A 17,364-nucleotide genomic window follows, 5' to 3' on the forward strand; every position below is an offset into this window, starting at 1 on the left:
TAACGGTTCATGGCTGCGCCACCGGTTGTTGATCTTCCGTTCGTCGACGAACGGTTGGCGCAGGACCTCGCTACCGGCCTGGCCGAGGTCGAGAAACTGCTCCGTTCCTCGGTGGAGAGTGAGGACGCCTTCGTCACGGAGGCGTCCAAGCACCTCATCGAGGCGGGCGGCAAGAGGTTCCGGGCCATGCTGGTCCTGCTCGCCGCCCAGTTCGGCTCACCCGCGGCGGCGGGAGTGGTGCCCGGGGCCGTGGTGATCGAGCTGACCCACCTGGCGACGCTCTACCACGACGACGTGATGGACGAGGCCCCGGTCCGCCGGGGCTCTCCGTCGGCCAACGCCCGCTGGGACAACACCGTGGCCATCCTGACCGGCGACTACCTGTTCGCCCAGGCCTCGGAGATCCTCGCCGACCTCGGCTCCGACGTCATCAGGATCCAGGCGCAGACGTTCTCCCGGCTGGTCCGCGGCCAGATCCGCGAGACCATCGGCCCCCGCTCCGGCGAGGACCCGGTGGCCCACTACATCGGGGTGCTGGCCGACAAGACCGGTTCGCTGATCGCCACCTCCGGCCGGTTCGGCGCCATGCTCAGCGGCGCCACACCCGAGGTGGTCGAGCGGCTGACCCGGGCCTGCGAGGCGATCGGGGTCGCCTGGCAGCTCGGCGACGACCTGCTGGACGTCGCCTCGGAGACGGCCGAGTCGGGCAAGACGCCGGGCACCGACCTGCGCGAGGGCATCCGGACCTTGCCCGTGCTCTACGTCCTGGCGTCGGACAACCCCGAGAGCGCCCGGCTGCGCGAGTTGCTGGCCGGTCCGGTGGCCGAGGAGGACATCGAGGAGGCCCTGCGTCTGCTCCGCGCCGACCCCGCCATGGGACATGCCCGCGCCGAGCTGCTCGACTGGGCCGACCGTGCCCGCGAGGACCTCGCGGGCCTTCCCGACATCCCGGCCCGCGCCGCCTACCTGGCCCTCTGCGACTACGTCGTCGAGCGCTCCGGCTGACCGCCGGTCCAGGATCGGACCCAGCCCGGCTCGGCGACAGCGCCGAGCCGGGTTTTTCGTGTTTCTTCCACGATGTTATTTGCAGGGCAAAGCAAATAATGTATGTGCATGTAGACTCCTGCCGGACAGCACACTCCAGGAGGAATCACCATGTCGTGGGACCATTTCGCCCTCTTGCACGCACGCGTGGAGGCGGAGTTGACCAAGGCACTCCAGCGCGGTCACGGCCTTGGGCTGTCGGAGTACCGCGCACTGATCCAGCTCGCCGCCGTCTCCGGCGGCTGCATGCGTATGCAGGAGCTGGCCGAGGCGGTGGGGCTCAACCAGAGCTCGGTGACCCGCCTCGTCGCCCGCCTCGAAGAGGCCGGGATGACCCGGCGCGACCTCTGCTCGGACGACCGTCGCGGCGTCTACTCGGTGATCACCGAAGAGGGGCGCGTCCGCCTGGCCGATGCCACGCCCACCTACGAGCGCTCCCTGGCCTCCGCGCTGGAGCAGGCGGGCGTCGACCCGCTCTTCACCCCTCTGGTCCTCGCCGTACGCGGCTCCTGAGGCTTTATGAGGCGTTCTGTACGGCTACCCGCTCGGACACCGCACGACGGGCCTGGGTGGCCGTCCTGAGGCTGTCCCAGGTGAAGACCGACAGCGCCAGCCAGATGATGACGAACCCCACCCAGCGGCTGGGCGGCATGACCTCGTGCACGATGAACACCCCGCACAGGAACTGCAGGATCGGGGCGATGTACTGCAGCAGGCCGATCGTGGTGAGCGGCACCCTGATCGCGGCGGCGGTGAAGCAGAGCATCGGGACGGCGGTGACCACACCCGCTCCGGCCAGCAGGAGCGTGTGGCCCGTGCCCCAGTTGCCGAACGTGCTCGTCCCCTGCTGCCCCAGGTAGGTCAGGTAGCCCAGCGCGGGCAGCAGCAGCACCAGTGTCTCGACCGTCATGCTCTCCGCCGCGCCCACCCCGGCGGTCTTCTTGACCAGCCCGTAGGTGCCGAAACTGGCGGCCAGCGCCAGCGCGATCCATGGCGGCCGCCCGTAGTCGATGGCCAGGATGACCACGGCCACCGCCCCCAGCCCCACCGCGGCCCACTGCCACGGCCGCAGCCGCTCCTTCAGCAGCAGGACGCCGAAGAGCACGCTGATCAGGGGGGTGATGAAGTAGCCGAACGAGCTCTCGACCACGTGCCCGGTGTTGACGGCGTAGATGTAGACGCCCCAGTTGAGCGTGACGAGCACCGCGGCCAGGACGAGAAGGCCGATCTTTCTCGGGGTGCGCAGGAGCTCGCGGAACCAGGACCAGTGGCGCCGTACCGCCAGGATGGCGACGACGGCGACCAGGGACCAGGCGATGCGGTGGGCGAGGATCTCCAGGGCGCCGGAGGGCTTCAGGAGCGGCCAGTAGAGCGGGAACAGGCCCCACATGGCGTAGGCGGCGATGCCGTAGAGAACTCCGCGGCGCGTTTCAGGCATGACCCCTATCTTTGCTCCTTACTGGATTTAACACAATTTAGCTGTACTTTTCGATCAGTTAAGAAACTCTTTCGGGAACACGGGGGAGTCGCCCTCGGTTGCTTCCTGGTGAGAACGTGTCAGGAGGAGGTTCGCAATGGGCTGGCTGTTCGGCAAGGACAAGACTTCCATGGTGTCCCCGGAGAACGCGCTCCCGGGCCGCGCCACCGGGATGGCGGTGCCAGGGCGTCATGAGGTTCTCGACGCCCCGCTGGCCCCGCCGTACCCCGAGGGGAGTGAGATCGCGGACTTCGGCCTCGGTTGCTTCTGGGGGGCCGAGCGCATTTTCTGGCAGACCCCGGGTGTGGTCTCCACCTCGGTCGGCTACGGGGGCGGCTACACCCCGAACCCGACCTACGAGGAGGTCTGCACCGGCCAGACCGGTCACACCGAGCTCGTCCGCGTCGTCTTCGACCCGGCCCGGGTGTCCTACGAGGAACTGCTGCGCGTCTTCTGGGAGTCGCACAACCCCACCCAGGGCATGCGGCAGGGCAACGATGTCGGCACGCAGTACCGCTCGGCGATCCACTTCCACTCGCCCGAGCAGGAGAAGGCCGCCCTGGCCTCGCGTGACGCCTACCAGAAGGTCCTCACCGACTCCGGCTACGGTGCCATCACCACCGAGATCGCCACCGCCGGCGACTACTTCTACGCCGAGCCGTACCACCAGCAGTACCTTTGGCGCAACAAAAACGGCTACTGCGGGATTGGGGGGACGGGCGTCTCCTGCCCCGTGGGCATCGCGCCCGCTGGCGAGTGAACAAGGCGGTCTTCGACGAGGTTTCGGTCCTGTGGGCCGAGCACACAGGACAGTTCTGTCCGGACGATCTCCGTGATTTCGAGATCAATGGACAGCCTGTCATGCTGCTCGATCTCTACATGGCAGGATGCTTGACCAGCTACGTCGGGAGTCGGCGCGGCGTGTTACCGGTTGACCAAGTCCGAATCGTAGGGAAGTGCGCTCGTGATCTGCGGGCGCTCCTTCCGCGTCTACGCCGACGCGAGGACCGGACCTACGTGGCGCGCCTGCTCCGGATCGCCGACCTGATCATAAGCGATGCGGCCCAGGACGCCCGTCACGAAGAGTGACAGCGGCGACAACTTTCATTACAGGGTCAAGGCGGCAGCGCTTCGCGCCGCCGCACGGCGGGGCGTGCCCGCTCCCGCCGCGCGGACATCGGGACCGGGCATGCGGCCTTGGGGGCCGGTCCCGGCCCGCGCCCGCCCGGCGGGAGCGGGCAGACCCCGCCGCCCGCCGTACCGAGCGCCCGCCGTACCCAACCGCACCCGCCGCCCCTGGTACGCGCTGCCGCCGCTGCGACCGCCGGCCCAACCGCTCCGCGGCCCCTTCGGGGTGCCTTCGGCATTGCGCCGGCCGTCTCCGCTCTGCACATTGAGCAGGTACACGAGATTCGCGGGGAAAGGGCAAGGCTGCCGCCCCGCTTCCGGTGCTCGTGCCTGGCGGCACTGCGCTCCGGGTCGGGTTGCCATCGAATGACACGGGTCCAGGTGGTCACGGTCATCGCCGGTCGGGTGCGGCGGCACGACTACGGGGGAAGGCCGTACCGCCGCACCGGCTTTGGGAGGTCAGCGGTAGGTGAGTTGCACCCAGACCGCGCGGCCTATCTCGGGGTCGTAGTCGGTGCCCCATGCGCTGGACAGGAAGTCCACCCACGCCAGGCCCCGCCCGCCGAGGCTGTCACTGTCGGCGGGCCGCATCGCGGGGACGTTGACCGCCGAACCCTTGTCGATCACCTCGACATGGACCAGGCCGTCACCCAGGCCGACGCCGACCGTAATGATCTCGTCAGGGTGTCCCGAGTCGCTGTGAAGAATCGAGTTGGTGACGACCTCGCTCACCAGCAGCTCCACCGTCTCCAAGACCTCCGCCGACGCCGTGACGTGCGCGTCCAGCACCTTCCGAACCCAGTGACGTGCGTCCGACGCCGACTGCGGCACCCCGTAGAAGTCCCGATGGTCGAGGAACCGGAGCCCGTTCCAGCGCTTGAGCATCGCTTCGAACGCCTCGTAGACGGCCTCCCGGCTCACCGCGCTGTCGCCTTACGAAGGGGGGCCGGTTGCGCCTGGTCAGCCGGTGTCGCCTCCTCTGGCGACATGGCTTTAGAGTGCTCCATGGATCGCACCTCCAGCGTGCGGTCAAGGGACCCGTACGGCGTGTCCGCGCCTGCGGGTCCCGCTTTTTGCAGTCCTCCCATGACATCCCCGAGTCCCCTCCCGTCGGCAGTGTGAGTAGGGGAGACTGGGGGGGACAGGCGGACCCTCCGAGTCCCCCGAGGTGCATGCGATGGACGACGTTCCAGCCTGGGCCGTACGGCTACGCGCCGAGCGACGGGGCAAGCTGTGGACGCAGCGAGAGATGGCGAAGCAACTCGCCGACGCCGCTGACGGCCGCACCCGAGCCCGGTTCCCCGAGCGTGAATCTCTGATCCGCATGATCAAGGACTGGGAAGCGGGCAGGCATCAGCCCAAAGATCCCTACCGGGTGCTCTACTGCCGGGTGTTCGGCATGGACGAGTCCGAGCTGTTCGGCGACGACCCCGACAGCGCGCTTCCCGGCAGCACCTACCTCGGTGGGGACGAGATCGACGCCTTGGAACTGGCCCGTCGCGTCGCCGCCAGCGACGTGGGAGGCGAGACGCTCGACCGGCTGGAATCAGCCGTCGATGATCTCGCGATGGCCTATCCGGGGACGCCACCGGCCGAACTGCTGAACCGGGTACGCGAGCACCTGTCCTACGTCTCACATCTTTTCGACGCGAAGAAGACGATCAACGAGCATCGTCGCCTGCTCACGGCCGGAGGCTGGCTGTCATTGCTCGCCTCCACCTGCCATATCGACCTTCGCCAGTTCCGGGCCGCCACGACGTGGCTTCAGACGGCCTCCCAGTTGGCAGAGCACGCCCAGTATCCCGAGATCGCAGCGTGGTGCCTGGAGACGGAGGCATGGCAAGCGGTTACCACCGGCGACTATCGCCGTGCTTTGACGCTGTCCCAGGGCGCGCAGGCCCTCGCACCGCGCGGAAGCTCCGCCTACATTCAGGCGACCGCGCAGGAGGGCCGGGTATGGGCGCGTCTCGGCGCCGGGCCGGAGACCCGGGATGCGCTCTCCCGGGTCGACCGGCTCGTCTCCCCCCTGCCGATGCCCGACAGCCCCGAGCACCATTACCGCTACGACCCCACCAAGCGGGACGCCTACGTCGCGACCACCCTGTCATGGCTTGGAGACCCGGCCGCCGAGTCATACGCCCGGCAGGTGCTCGGCCGCCTGGAGACGGCCGCCGGTGGACCGCCCCGCCCGAGACGGGCGGTATCCGCGCGCCTGGATCTGGCCCTGGCTCTTATCGCAGCCGATAAGCCCGACGAGGCCGGACAGGTCACTCTCACCGCCGTGACGAGCGGCTCCCTCGTGCCGTCCAGCTATTGGAGGGCGCGCGAGGTGATCAGCGCCGTCGAAGCGCACCGCGTACCCGGGGCCGTAGAGCTACGCGAGGCGTATCGAGAACTCATCGGCCCTCAGTAGGAATCTCCGGATCGCGTTCACGGGCGATCCGGCGGGCGGTGGCGATGCGTTGCCGGGCGAGTTCGGCCCACAGGGCTTCCCCGTGCCGCAGGCCGTTTCCGGCGTAGCGCCACTGGGACAGGGTGACCGTCTCCTGCCCGTCCGGGGCGGGAAGGCCGAGGATCGAGCGGGCTTGTTCGGCCCGGTAGTCGGCGCGTGCCTGCCGTAGGTCGCCCAGGGTGATGGAGTAGTGGCGGCTCTTGGTCGAGAAGTGGCCCCGGTAGCCGAGCATGTGCGCCCACTGCCGCAGGGGAAGGTCCCGGTACTCCGGCAGGCGGCCCAGGGCGAAGCAGGTGAGGATCATGCGCCGGGCGTGCTCGGTCACGGCCAGTCCGGCGATGTCTTCGGCCCGGCGGATCGGTCGGTCCACCGTCCCCGCAGACTCCGCCCCCTTGGTCGCGTACTTGGCGACGTAGGCCGCCACCCGCTGATCACTGACCCCGTCCAACTCGGTGGAGACGTAGACCGGCCGGACGTCGAGCTGATCGCCCCACCGCAGCAGGACCGGGGACGGGCCGTCCGACGCCGGGACGACGACCTGTCCGGCCGCTTCCCGGATCGCCTGATCCAGGAGTGCGACGGTCGCCCAGTCCGGCGGGCGGTCAGCCGGCCCCTCGGGTCCGTCGAGACGGATCACGGCGTGGAAGTGGACCAGGCCGCGCGCCTGGTACTCGGCGACCTTGGCATATGACAGGCGCAGCGTACGGCGCAGCGTGGCCCGGCGGACGCCGAGCAGCCGGGCGAGGACGGACGGAAGCGTCTGGGTGAAGCGCCGCCACAGCTCCCCAGCGTGGGCGTTCCACAGCACCGCGCCCCGGTAGTCGTAGCAGCTCAGGCAGAGCGGTTGCCCGATCCGGGAGTCATCTTGTCCGTGGCGTATCCCGCAGCTCTCAGGCCGCCCGTGCTGGCATATCGGGAAATCGCGCCGGGGACGACATGGCAGTGCCTTGCCATCTTTGCCCGAGCGGTGAGCATGGACCGCGCCGAAGGATGGGGCGGTGAAGGTGGCGAACATGCGGGGATGGCCGCTGACGTCCTCGGGAACGCCCTTGCCGCCCCGCAGGCCGGAGATGATCAGGTGATAGGTGTCGTCCCGGTAGGTCTCCGAGCAGGCCGGACACCGGGAGGCGCGCCGGTTGCCGCAGGCGGTGAGCAGGAAGCCTGTGGGTTCGTCGGCGGTCCGGTAGACGTCCAGGACCTCCCCCGTCCGGACGTCCACGGTCAGCCGTTCGCCGTGGAGCCGGACGGGTTGGGCACAGCCGCCCGTGGCGTAGACCATGCGCTGCCACCGGGCGAAGTCGGGCATGGCCGCACGGTGCAGCGCGGCCAGCATGTCAGGGGCAAGGGAGGGCGTTTGGCTCACGCGGCGTCCCTCCCGCGCACCTCATCGGGCCGGGAACCGGCGTCCTGCGTCTCGGCGACGCTGACGCCGAACACGGTGGCGACGCGTCGCCACTTCTCGTCGGGCCAGCGGGGGGACCGTGCGGCTTGTCGTCTGCCCCACTCCCGGGCAGACAGGGGTTCAGGGTTCAGGTGGACTCCTCACCTCGTGGGTGGAGCCACCGCCGCGCCTGACGGACAGGACGTCGCACACCGCCGCCGGGGCAGCCCGAAGACAGCCGTCGGCGCGTGGTGCGCAGCAGCGAGAGATCAGAAATGGAGTGCGGCGAGGAAGTGAATGGCGCGCTCTGTGTGGACACCTACCGCCGGGCCGGGGCCCTCCGACGATCATCGGTGATCATGAGATGTGTTGTGCCCGGATGAAATATGCGCCTGAGGTGATTCGCCGAGATGTTCGCTGTGTCGTGCCGTGGGGAGGTCGGTGGCTTCTTACGCGATCAGTTCTACATCGGGGTAGACGAGTTCGACCAGCTTCGAGTTCCTTCGTGAGCGTTGTGTGTAGACGTCCGTTGGCGTCCGTGGGTGTCCGTCAGCGTCCGTAGACGTCCGTCCGTCACCGGGAAATCGACGGCAGAAGAAAGAGGGCTGTCGCCTTTCGGTAAGGCCGACAGCCCTCGGAAGAGGCCGAAGACGTCCAGGACGTCCCGCGCTCAGTCCTCACGCCATATCGGTTCCAGAAGGTCAGGGTTGAAGGCCCTGCGTCCTTTGCCGCTCGGGTAGATGATCACGGCGTGCAGGGCCTCACGGATGTACGACCGCTTGATGGACAGCGGTAGGCCGCCCTCCTCCTCGGGGAGGTACCAGCGTCGCCGGATCTCGGTCACGTCCGTGCTGGATCGGGTTAGACGGCGTTCTACGGAAGCCATGAACTTCTGTGCCTCCGCACGCAGTCGACCAATGCGCTTTTCCAAGTCAGGGGCCATGGAGAAGAACAGTTCGTTGCTGATGTTTCCAGCTGTCCACTGGTTTCGCAGTTCTTCGAGCCGGGATTTCGCGTCCTCGTACTCCAGCTGTCCTGTCCACTCGGCGGGATCGGCGGAAGCGGCGATCTGAACCTCTTCGAGCTTGGCGAGGACCGCCTCTGAGATGTAGAGATCGACCATGTCACCTCGCCTGCCGAGGCTGCCGCAACCGCCGACCGTCTTGGTGGGGCAGATGTAGATGTGCTGGACGCAGTCCTTGTTGTGGGTGACTCGCAGGGAGGCATTGCATCGTGAGCCGTCGGGCTTGGTCCTCCCGCAGCGGAGGAAGCCGGTGAGCAAGTAGTTGGGCTCTCGGAAGTCGCGCGCCAGGATGTGGCCGATCCGTCCGTCTCGATGGATGTAGTGGCCCTTACGGGCGTCGAACAGGTTCTTGACCGCCATCCACTGCTCGGGGGAGACGATCGGCTCCCACTGTCCGACGACAGGGTTTCCATCCGTGTCCCTGACCAGCTCCCCGTTGATCTGGCGCCAGCCGCAGACCCTGGGGTTGGTAACCGTGATCTTGAGGGAGGACGGCGTCCAGAGATTGCCGAGGGAGGTCTTGACGCCGTCCTTCTGCCACTGGGTGGCGATGGAGTGGAGCGAGCGCCCGGCGATCAGGTCCATGATGGCCTGCCGTACGAGGGGGGCTTCCCGAGGATCGAGCGTCAGGCGGTCGGGCAGCCAGCCGAAGGGGCGCGTCCCGCCGACGGGTACCCCCAGCTCCGCTCGCGTCCGATGGGAGCGTCGCATCCGGCGCTGCATCTTCCGGACTTCCATCTTCGAGACGACCGCGCCGAAGAGACCCATGCTCTCGACGTCCTCGCTGTAGAGGTCCTTCGCCCCGCGAGCATCGGCGAACACGCGGCCGTCTCGATAGGTGATCGCCTCGACGAACCGCTCGTAGTCGCCGGGACGACGGGCGAGCCGATCCTCTGCAACGACCACGACACCTTGCACCGCCGTACCGCCGGGAAGCTCACCCGTACGCAGGGCCTTGAGCATCGCCTCGAAGTCGTCGCGGACCACGTCGGCCTTGGCCGCTGACTTGTCGTTGTCGGTGAACTCGTGGACGACGGTCCAGCCGTGCCGTTCAGCCGTCTCGCGGTTGAGCTTGTGCTGGTCCTGAACTCCGTGTTCGTCCCTCCTGATGTCCGCCGAGATGCGAGCGTAGGAGACGACGGGAACAGTCGGACCGACCTGTGTCATGGGGGACCTCCGCCAGGAATTATCGCCTGAGCGACAGGTCTACCGCCAGCAGTACCTCTACAAGAACCCCGGCGGCTACTGCGGCATCGGCGGCACCAACGTCAAGCTGGGTGACCCGTCGGGGTGGGGCGCCTGCCAGACGGGCCTGGTCCCGACCGAGGAGTAGCGCCGGCTCCACCGGTACGGCTCGCGCCCGGTTTCTGGGGGTGAGCCGTACCCGCTTGTGTGGCTCGCCTCTGATCTCCTGGTTGTGAGCCGTGTTCGTCTGTGAGGCTCCGCCGTTGCTCCTTCATCGAGCTGGGAACTGATTCAGAGCGACCTTCCAAGGGCTGCTACACGATTCGTGGCTGTTCTTCGCGCTGAGAGTCGTTTGGCGGCTCGGTTCGGCCTGCTTACTGACAGGCGATCGCGTGACGCCCCTTCCCCGGTTCACCAACTTCAGAACGTATTCTGACTTACGATGGCAGGGTGAGCAGCAGCAACGCCGACGCCGTCACCTTCTCGGACCTGTCGAGAAACCCCAGAGCCGTCGCCGAACGCGCCGTGCGCCTCGGACGAGTACGCGTCACTCACCGCGACGCCCCGGACTTCTATCTGACCGCCGCTGATCGTGAGGATCAGCGCGAGCAGACGCTGGCTACGGCATCCCGCCTGTTCCTCGCGCTCATCAAGCACGATCCGACCGCCCGCACGCTGGTCATCGCCATGCCCGAGGTCTTCCCCTGGGTACGCCACCTCACCTCCGACGAACTGCGCGCCTTCACCCTCGAACTGGTGGAGGCGCTCTCTGACGCCGCGGAACTCGATGTCGATGTCACCACACAGGAAGTCATCGCGGGCTGGCGGGCGACCGCTCGGATCAAGGCCGACCCTGTCCGTTACACCCAGGCTCGCAAGGCCACAAGCGGCGACTATGGGCCGGTAGAGGTTTCAGCGTGAGCCCGAAGCGCGGTGACCGAGTCACGGTCCCGCCTCCGGATGACGAATGGGACATCCGGTTCGGTGCCGGCGACGCGGTCAGAGGGGGGGAGGAACTGTGCCGTCACGCCCTGGGCAACACACGCCGATGTTTCGAGGCGCTGCGCGCTGACCCGCGCTCACGGGCGGATCACGAGCGTCAACATCGCCTACGCGGCGACCTCGCGACTCATCGTCACAACGGCAGGGACCTGGAGCAGTGGGAGTTCGAGGTCACCAGTGGCGGACGCGTCCGCTATGTCATCGATGACGCCACTCGCACTGTCTGGATCGTTTACGCCTCCCCCCGTCATCCGAAGGACACCGACGGCTGAAGCCGGAGGCGGGGAGCCGATCAGGTGATCCCTTGTCCGGACCGCGGCAGCCTTCCGACCCCTGGTGGCTACTGCAGGATCGGCGGCACCAACGTCAAGCTAGGTGACCCGTCCGAGTGGGGTGCCTGCCAGACCGGCCTGCTCCCCACTGAGGAGTAGCTCTTCGCGTGCTGCCCACGGGCTTCACCGATCGTGCAGGCGCGGGGCCGTTTCGCTACGACGGCCTGGAGCGTGGCTTGGCGATTGTTGATCTGTATAGTTTCCTATATAGTTTTTGCATGACTGTTCTCCATGATGCGACCGAGCTCACGGTCACCGAGGCCGCGCAACGAGGGGTGGCCCGTCTGGTGGCCGATGCGGAGCAGGGGGCGGATCTGGTGGTGACCCGTCGGCATCAGCCGGTCGCGGCGGTCGTGAGCATACGACGTCTCAACGAGTTGGAAGAGGCCGCGGCCGATCTGCGGGATCTGGCGCTGGTTCTCGTGCGGGCGGCGACCGACAGCGGTCGGCGGACGTCGATCGACGATGTCCTCTCCGCCTTCGGGCATACCCGCGAGTCGCTGGCCGCGCTTCCAGATGACGACGAGTAGCGGTGTCCGACGTCGTATTCACCGATCCGGCCGTTGACGATCTCCGCAGAATCGGTCCGGACGCGGTGCCCAAGGTCCTGAAAAAGATCCTTCTGCTGCTGGAGAATCCCGAGGCCGGTTACCCGCTAGGTGGGGAGCTCACCGGATTCCGCAAGCTTGTCGTCGGCCGGAACACCTGGCGGGTCGTCTACCGGATCACCGATGACAAGGCGGTCGAGATCTGTGAGATCTGGGCAGTCGGCGAGAGGGCCGACGCGGAGGTCTACGCCGAGGCCAAGGCGCGAGTCCGGGCGGCCGGCGGTTCGCGTCCCGATGTCGTCCGCCTCGGCGAGGTCATCGATCGCCTCGGAACTCTGACCGATCACATTCACATCGGCGAGGCGCCTGCACGGGAGCCGGTTCCTGACTGGCTCGCCAATCGGTTGATCTACGCAGTCGGCATGGCCCGCGAGGATGTGGCGGCACTCGGCCTGGAGGAAGCCGTTGATCTCTGGGCGGAGTTCCGCTCGGGGCTGCGTTAGCCCGTAGTCGCCGTTCACGGGTTGGAACTGTGCCCGGCGAGAGCTATCCGGTGCTGGGTTACTGCGGGCTCGGCGGCACCAACGTCAAGCTGGGTGACCCGTCCGAGTGGCCCGCCTGCCAGGCGAGCCTGGTTCCGACCGAGGAGTGGTTTCGGCAGATCTCGGTGTACGGCTCGCGCTCGACTCCTAGGCGTGGGCCGTCCTGCTGTTTGGCCATGATCGCCTGTCGTGCCGGCTCTGCATGAGCCTGCGGGCGCTGGGTTCCCCGATGGCGGGCGACCCCGGCGGGGGCCGATCTGCTGAACCTTGATCAGTCGACGCACATCGCCTCGTGGGTGGCCTGGAAGACCCATGTTCCGCCCCCCGGAGAAGCATAGGTCAGCAAGAGGTGATAGACCCCAGGGGTGCAGTCGTGGCCGACCGCGAGGACGGCCTGCCGGGCCCGTTCTTGGGCCGCCGCCGCCCCGGCCGCGTAGGTGTTACCCGCCCCCACGGCAACGGCGCTGCGGGGAGTGTCATAGCCGTCGGCGTGCGCGGCCACGGGCGCGGTGGCCAGGCCGACCGCCACCACCGCTGAGACGAGGCCGAGCCGGCGGAGCCAAGTGACTTTTTGCATGCTTCTCCTTGTGGGGGACGGGCGTGTGATCGACCAATATCGATTTAACGCAGATCGATATAGCGCGGTATTTACCGATTGGCCACAAGAATCTGGCGGCCTTGTCCTCATGATGAAGGAAATGGCTAACACTGCAGCCGCCATTTGCGGGGTGAGCTGGGACAATGTGCCCCACTCTGATCGATCTCGTGACGGGAATATGGTGCAATGAGAGTGCCGTTTGTGATCATGTATGTGTGAAAATTACAAGACCGGGAGCGGCTGCTGCCCTCATCGTGGAGGCAGCGCGGGTGGGCGGTGGCGACGGTGCGGATGACCGCGGCGGCGCGTCATTGGGCTCGAACTGGTGGAGGCGCTCTCCGACGCCGCGGAACTCGATGTCGATGTCACCGCACAGGAAGTCATCGTGGGCTGGCGGGCGACCGCTCGGATCAAGGCCGACCCCGCCCATTACGCCCAGGCTCGCAAGGCCACAAGCGGCGACTACGGGCCGGTAGAGGTCTCAGCGTGAGCCCGAAGCGCGGTGACCGGGTCGCGGTCCCGCCTTCGGACGACGGGCGGGACATGCGTACACATACCCTGCGTCTCGTCCACTTTGGTAAGGCTGAGTCGGGCCAGGAGTGGTCACCCGCCTGGTTCGGGTCTCGCTACGACGGAAGGCGCAGGGTGAACGTCGTGCGGACGCCTGGCACGCTGGTGGCCGTGGCTGTGCCGCCGTGCGCCTCGGCCAGGTTGCGCACGATGGCGAGCCCGAGCCCGCTGCCCCCGGTCCGCCGGTTGCGGGACTTCTCGGCCCGCCAGAACCTGTCGAAGACGTGGGGGAGGTGCTCGGCGCGGATCCCGACCCCCGTGTCGGTCACCTCGATGACGACCCGGTCGCCATCCTGACGGGCGTCCAGCGTGATGTGCCCGCCGCGTGGCGTGTAGCGCAGGGAGTTGGTGACCAGGTTGCCGACGGCCTGGCGGAGCCGTACCGGATCCGCGGTCAGCGAGGGGTCATCGATGACGGCGGTGGTCAGTGTGAGCCCCGCGGCTTCGGCCCGGCCTCGGTGAGCGGTGGCCACCTGGTCGAGAAGGTCGCCGAGGTGAACGGGTTCGACGTGCAGACGGAGTTTGCCCGCGTCGGCGAGGGCGAGCTCCTGAAGGTCGTCGACGATGTGCTGCAGCAGCAGGATCTCCTCGACCAGCGAGGCGATCAGCGCCGGGTCCAGCTCGGCGACGCCGTCCTGGGCTGCCTCCAGCCACCCTCTGAGGTTGCTCAGCGGGGTCCGCAACTCGTGGGAGACGTCGCTGACCATGGCCTTGCGCTGCTCCTCCATGCGCTGAAGGTGCTCCGACATCTCGTTGAACGCCGTGGCGAGCTCGCTGATCTCGCCGGTCGTCCTGACCGTGACGCGGGCGGAGCTGTCCCCGTCACGCATCCGTCGCGCGGCGTGGGTGAGCGCGTTGACAGGCCTGACCAGGCGCCGGGCCGCCATGACGCTCACGCCCACGGTCAGCACGAGCACGAGGAGGGCGGCGCCGGCGATCGAGGGGAGCGGGATGCGCTGGCTGGTGGCCTCGGCGGGGGAGCCGATGTACAGGTAGGCCGCGGGGGCGACGTAGGGATCGAGTTGCTCCTTGCGGGCGGTGACGATGCAGGACGAGATCGTCTGATCGGGTTCCGCGCCAGGAGGCTGCTTCTTCTTGGAAACCCAGGCGAAGTCGAGGCCGACCGAGCCCCGTTCCGTGCTCCTGCCCTTGAGGCACCTGCCGACCAGGAGGTTGAGCTGTTTCAACGCGGCCTTCTCGGTGCGCGTCGGCGTGCTGAAGATGGTGGCGTCGCAGGTGTCCATCACCATGGGGGCCTCGCGCGGCACCGGGCGCGGCTCCTGGTCGGCTTCCTTGCCGGTCGTCGTCACGATGGGCCGGCCGGTGTTCGAGACGCTCATCTGTACGGCCTGCCCGGTACGGCCGACGCAGGTGGCATAGGTGCCGGCGGCCTTGACCAGCCGGGCGCGATCGGAGGCGGACAACAGGAAAGGACCCACCGCGCGTGGATCGATCCGGTCCCTGGCCGCCCCGGGCACCAGGGTCACGTCCACGGCCAGCGGGTCGACGACGGCCGACACCCTGGAGGGCAGTGGGGTCCCGGCGGTCGCCGAGTCCGCGATGAGGGTGCCCTTCTCGGTGGTCAGCGCGATGCGACGGCTGTGACGGGCGGCGAGATCGCGCACGGTGACGGCGACGCCCGACCAGTCCGGATGGCGGGAGGCGTAGCCGAGCAGGTTGTTGTTGATCTGGGCGTCGCTGGCCAGCGTCTGACCCTGCTCGCGCTGGATGGCGCCGGAGGTGCTGCTGGCGGCCAGCCACGCCGTCGCGGTGATCGAGCAGACCGCCACGACGGCCGAACTCGTGAGCAGCCTGACGAACAGCGACCTCATGCGTGGGTCAGTTTGTAGCCGACGCCGTACACGGTCAACAGCCGGACCGGGCGGCGCGGATCAGGCTCGATCTTCTTGCGCAGATTCATCACGTGCACGTCGACCGTGCGTTCGGTGATGAACCTGTCGAAGCCGTGGACGCGCTCCAGCAGCTGCTTCCTGGTGAACACCCGCTCCGGCTCGGCGGCCAGCGTCTCGATGATCCGGAACTCCGCGAGTGTACACTCCACCGGCGTGCCCGCTGCGGTGACGGTGTGCCTGACCGAGTCCACGACGAGATCGCCCGCCTGGAACAGCCGCCGATCGGCGTCCTGGGACTTGCCGGTACGGCGCAGCAGCGTCCGCACGCGGGCCATCAGCTCACGGGGGCTGTACGGCTTGGCCACGTAGTCGTCGGCGCCGAGGTCGAGCCCCAGCAGCAGGTCATCCTCGGTGGACCTGGCGGTCAGCATCAGGATCGGCAGGTCGGACTCGGCACGCAGCACCCGGCAGACGTCCAGCCCGTCGACCTTCGGCATCATCACGTCGAGCACCACGAGACCGGGATCCGCCCGCCGGGCCTCGTCGATCGCGGAACGCCCGTCGTGCACGACGAGGACCTCGTGACCCTCCCGCTCCAGGTACCGCCTGAGCAGTTCGGCCTGCTTGGGATCGTCCTCGGCGACCAGTACGTACGCGCACATGACCTGAGGCTATGCGCATGCCAGGGGCGCATATGGGATCTGCATGACAACCAAACAGGTTTCACACATTCTGTCGCCAGGCTGCGGCGGGTGAGAACCAACCTGCTCCGTACGGCTGCCGCGGCGACGCTCGTCTTCCTGCTGACCGGCTGTGCGGCCGGCGCGCGCAGTGCCGTACGGCATGAGCCTCCGAGCGGTGGCGCGCGGTCGGGGCCGGCGAGCAGCGTCGGATCGAAGATCGCGAGCGTCAAGGGGTCTCGGATCACGGTCTACCGGAACAGGGAGGGGGTGGCCCAGCGGACGATCACGAGCCCCAACGACTACGGCGCGACGCGGGTCTTCCTGGTGGACCGTGACGAGGGTGAGTGGCTCCAGGTGCTGCTGCCGGTCCGGCCGAACGGCAGCAAGGGCTGGATCAAGGCCACCGACGTGACGCTCGCGGAGACCTCCTACCGGGTGGAGATCGATCGCGGGGCGTTCAGGTTCACGGTCTACGACGGCGACCGGGCCGTCAGGACGGGCAAGGTCGCGACGGGCGAAGCGGGGACGCCGACGCCGCCAGGCCGCTACTTCTTCACCGAGCTGGTGAAACCCGTCGATGACGGTGGGGCCTACGGCGCCTACGCCTTCGGGCTGAGCGGTTTCTCGCCCGTGCTGAAGAGCTTCGCCGGAGGCCCGGGCCAGCTGGCGGTCCACGGGACGAACAAGCCGTCCGCCATCGGCACACGGGCCAGCCACGGCTGCGTCCGGGTCGGCGACGACGACATCAGGTGGATGGCGAAGAACCTGGCGACCGGTACTCCGGTCGTCATCAAGGGCTGAGGCCCGACTCGAATGAACAGGGGAGTCCATATGAAGATCAAAGCCACGCTCATCGGCTTCAGCGCGGCGCTGGCTCTGGCCGCGGGCCTCACAGGCTTTTCGGGTACGGCCGCGGCCGATCCCAGGCAGCCGTCCGCCTCGCCCTCCCCGGTCCCGGCCGAGCAGCGGCCCATGGTCGAGGAGCCGGTGCCGGGCCCGAAGGAGGCCGTCGTCGTCAAGCCGGCCTACACCGGCTGATCATGGAGCGTCGCCGCAGTTCCCGGGGCCTGCGGCGACGCATCTCGGCGCCTGCGGGCTCATGACGGTCCTCTCCTGCCCGCGGTCGCGTCAGCGACCGGGCCATCTCTGCGTACCCGGCCGCGGCTCTCCGGCCGGCCCGAGCACGCACGGCCCACGCGCCCCGTGGGGCCGACAGAAGCCACCAAGAAGACCCCGCGCGGACACATCTGTCAGGAGTCACACCGGCAGCGCCGGAAGTGGCCCGCACCCGCCACGCATTGCTCCTGCTGCTGTGGGTCCGTGGCCAGGTCGAAAAGAATGCGCCGGTCAGCGGCGCGCCCGGCCGGACGGTGCGTTCCGCCGGGCGCTCCACGCCACCACCGCCGCGGCGGGCGGGTCAAGGGCCCCGCACAGCACCCGCCAGGTGCCGCAGCGGCAGGTCTGGTAGCGCACCGGCCCTTCGCTGGTGTGGTGGTGGGAGCGGGTGTGCCAGTCATGTCCGTCGTGGTCGTTCATGGGTCCAGC

At 68.1% G+C, this 17,364-nt stretch carries 20 protein-coding genes; 12 read left to right on the forward strand and 8 right to left on the reverse strand.

The annotated features are described in order from the left end of the window. Positions 1–9 precede the first annotated feature (9 nt). Positions 10–1,005 (forward strand): polyprenyl synthetase family protein, encoded by a 996-nt coding sequence (locus AB0J58_RS00485; protein ID WP_343981122.1) that lies wholly within the window; start codon positions 10–12, stop codon positions 1,003–1,005. Between the two features lie 150 nt (positions 1,006–1,155). Then, positions 1,156–1,557, forward strand: coding sequence for a MarR family transcriptional regulator (locus tag AB0J58_RS00490; protein WP_343981125.1), 402 nt, complete (start codon positions 1,156–1,158; stop codon positions 1,555–1,557). A gap of 4 nt (positions 1,558–1,561) precedes the next feature. Here AB0J58_RS00490 and rarD read toward each other — a convergent pair whose 3' ends face one another. Further along, the gene (gene rarD / locus AB0J58_RS00495; protein ID WP_364208205.1) at positions 1,562–2,482 is read right to left on the reverse strand and encodes an EamA family transporter RarD; all 921 of its coding nucleotides are present in this window, start codon (positions 2,480–2,482) and stop codon (positions 1,562–1,564) included. Between the two features lie 136 nt (positions 2,483–2,618). Between rarD and msrA the strand changes: the two genes are divergently transcribed. Next, positions 2,619–3,281, forward strand: a complete 663-nt coding sequence (gene msrA / locus AB0J58_RS00500; RefSeq protein WP_364208208.1) for a peptide-methionine (S)-S-oxide reductase MsrA — start codon at positions 2,619–2,621, stop codon at positions 3,279–3,281. After that, on the forward strand, positions 3,278–3,610 hold the full coding sequence (locus AB0J58_RS00505) for a hypothetical protein (protein ID WP_364208211.1): 333 nt from the start codon (positions 3,278–3,280) through the stop codon (positions 3,608–3,610). Before msrA ends, AB0J58_RS00505 begins: the two co-directional genes overlap by 4 nt. A gap of 498 nt (positions 3,611–4,108) precedes the next feature. Here AB0J58_RS00505 and AB0J58_RS00510 read toward each other — a convergent pair whose 3' ends face one another. After that, the gene (locus AB0J58_RS00510) at positions 4,109–4,570 is read right to left on the reverse strand and encodes an ATP-binding protein (protein ID WP_364208214.1); all 462 of its coding nucleotides are present in this window, start codon (positions 4,568–4,570) and stop codon (positions 4,109–4,111) included. A 256-nt stretch (positions 4,571–4,826) separates the two neighbouring features. Here AB0J58_RS00510 and AB0J58_RS00515 point away from each other — a divergent pair, with 256 nt between their 5' ends. Beyond that, complete coding sequence (locus tag AB0J58_RS00515; RefSeq protein WP_364208217.1) at positions 4,827–6,062, forward strand: helix-turn-helix transcriptional regulator; 1,236 nt, start codon at positions 4,827–4,829, stop codon at positions 6,060–6,062. Here the strand turns inward: AB0J58_RS00515 and AB0J58_RS00520 are convergent. Together AB0J58_RS00520 and AB0J58_RS00525 are read right to left on the reverse strand one after the other, a co-directional pair. Next, entirely contained in the window at positions 6,046–7,464 is a 1,419-nt protein-coding gene (locus AB0J58_RS00520; protein WP_364208220.1) for a replication initiator, read from the reverse strand. The two genes, AB0J58_RS00515 and AB0J58_RS00520, sit on opposite strands and share 17 nt — an antisense overlap. Positions 7,465–8,152: 688 nt before the next feature. After that, positions 8,153–9,673, reverse strand: a complete 1,521-nt coding sequence (locus AB0J58_RS00525; RefSeq protein ID WP_364208223.1) for a recombinase family protein — start codon at positions 9,671–9,673, stop codon at positions 8,153–8,155. Here AB0J58_RS00525 and AB0J58_RS00530 point away from each other — a divergent pair. The 4 genes from AB0J58_RS00530 (at position 9,672) to AB0J58_RS00545 (ending at position 12,076) form a co-directional block, all read left to right on the forward strand. Then, positions 9,672–9,839: a hypothetical protein gene (locus AB0J58_RS00530; RefSeq protein WP_364208226.1), complete on the forward strand. Its 168-nt coding sequence runs from the start codon at positions 9,672–9,674 to the stop codon at positions 9,837–9,839. The two genes, AB0J58_RS00525 and AB0J58_RS00530, sit on opposite strands and share 2 nt — an antisense overlap. Before the next feature lie 302 nt (positions 9,840–10,141). Further along, a complete protein-coding gene (locus AB0J58_RS00535) occupies positions 10,142–10,612 on the forward strand; it encodes a hypothetical protein (RefSeq protein ID WP_364208229.1) in 471 nt (156 codons plus the stop codon). Between the two features lie 520 nt (positions 10,613–11,132). Continuing rightward, positions 11,133–11,555 (forward strand): hypothetical protein, encoded by a 423-nt coding sequence (locus AB0J58_RS00540; protein ID WP_364208232.1) that lies wholly within the window; start codon positions 11,133–11,135, stop codon positions 11,553–11,555. Positions 11,556–11,557: 2 nt separating this feature from the next. After that, entirely contained in the window at positions 11,558–12,076 is a 519-nt protein-coding gene (locus AB0J58_RS00545) for a type II toxin-antitoxin system mRNA interferase toxin, RelE/StbE family (RefSeq protein WP_364208235.1), read from the forward strand. A gap of 310 nt (positions 12,077–12,386) precedes the next feature. Here the strand turns inward: AB0J58_RS00545 and AB0J58_RS00550 are convergent, their stop codons facing one another. Next, positions 12,387–12,692 carry a hypothetical protein gene (locus AB0J58_RS00550; RefSeq protein WP_364208238.1) on the reverse strand — a complete coding sequence of 102 codons (306 nt, stop codon included), beginning with the start codon at positions 12,690–12,692 and terminating at the stop codon, positions 12,387–12,389. A 346-nt stretch (positions 12,693–13,038) separates the two neighbouring features. On the opposite strand from AB0J58_RS00550, the gene AB0J58_RS00555 reads away from it, so the two are divergent. Beyond that, positions 13,039–13,203, forward strand: coding sequence for a hypothetical protein (locus tag AB0J58_RS00555; RefSeq protein ID WP_364208241.1), 165 nt, complete (start codon positions 13,039–13,041; stop codon positions 13,201–13,203). 136 nt (positions 13,204–13,339) lie between these two features. Here AB0J58_RS00555 and AB0J58_RS00560 read toward each other — a convergent pair whose 3' ends face one another. Together AB0J58_RS00560 and AB0J58_RS00565 are read right to left on the reverse strand one after the other, a co-directional pair. Beyond that, positions 13,340–15,115 carry an ATP-binding protein gene (locus tag AB0J58_RS00560; protein ID WP_364208244.1) on the reverse strand — a complete coding sequence of 592 codons (1,776 nt, stop codon included), beginning with the start codon at positions 15,113–15,115 and terminating at the stop codon, positions 13,340–13,342. Then, complete coding sequence (locus AB0J58_RS00565) at positions 15,112–15,798, reverse strand: response regulator transcription factor (protein ID WP_364208247.1); 687 nt, start codon at positions 15,796–15,798, stop codon at positions 15,112–15,114. The genes AB0J58_RS00560 and AB0J58_RS00565 overlap by 4 nt, the downstream gene beginning before the upstream one ends. 90 nt (positions 15,799–15,888) lie before the next feature. Between AB0J58_RS00565 and AB0J58_RS00570 the strand changes: the two genes are divergently transcribed. After that, complete coding sequence (locus AB0J58_RS00570; RefSeq protein WP_364208249.1) at positions 15,889–16,620, forward strand: L,D-transpeptidase family protein; 732 nt, start codon at positions 15,889–15,891, stop codon at positions 16,618–16,620. Between the two features lie 30 nt (positions 16,621–16,650). Next, positions 16,651–16,857, forward strand: a complete 207-nt coding sequence (locus AB0J58_RS00575) for a hypothetical protein (protein ID WP_364208252.1) — start codon at positions 16,651–16,653, stop codon at positions 16,855–16,857. Positions 16,858–17,166: 309 nt separating this feature from the next. Here AB0J58_RS00575 and AB0J58_RS00580 read toward each other — a convergent pair whose 3' ends face one another. Further along, the gene (locus AB0J58_RS00580) at positions 17,167–17,355 is read right to left on the reverse strand and encodes a hypothetical protein (RefSeq protein WP_364208255.1); all 189 of its coding nucleotides are present in this window, start codon (positions 17,353–17,355) and stop codon (positions 17,167–17,169) included. Positions 17,356–17,364: the final 9 nt, after the last annotated feature.

Source organism: Streptosporangium sp. NPDC049644 (assembly GCF_040675205.1).
GTDB lineage: Bacteria > Actinomycetota > Actinomycetes > Streptosporangiales > Streptosporangiaceae > Streptosporangium > Streptosporangium fukuiense.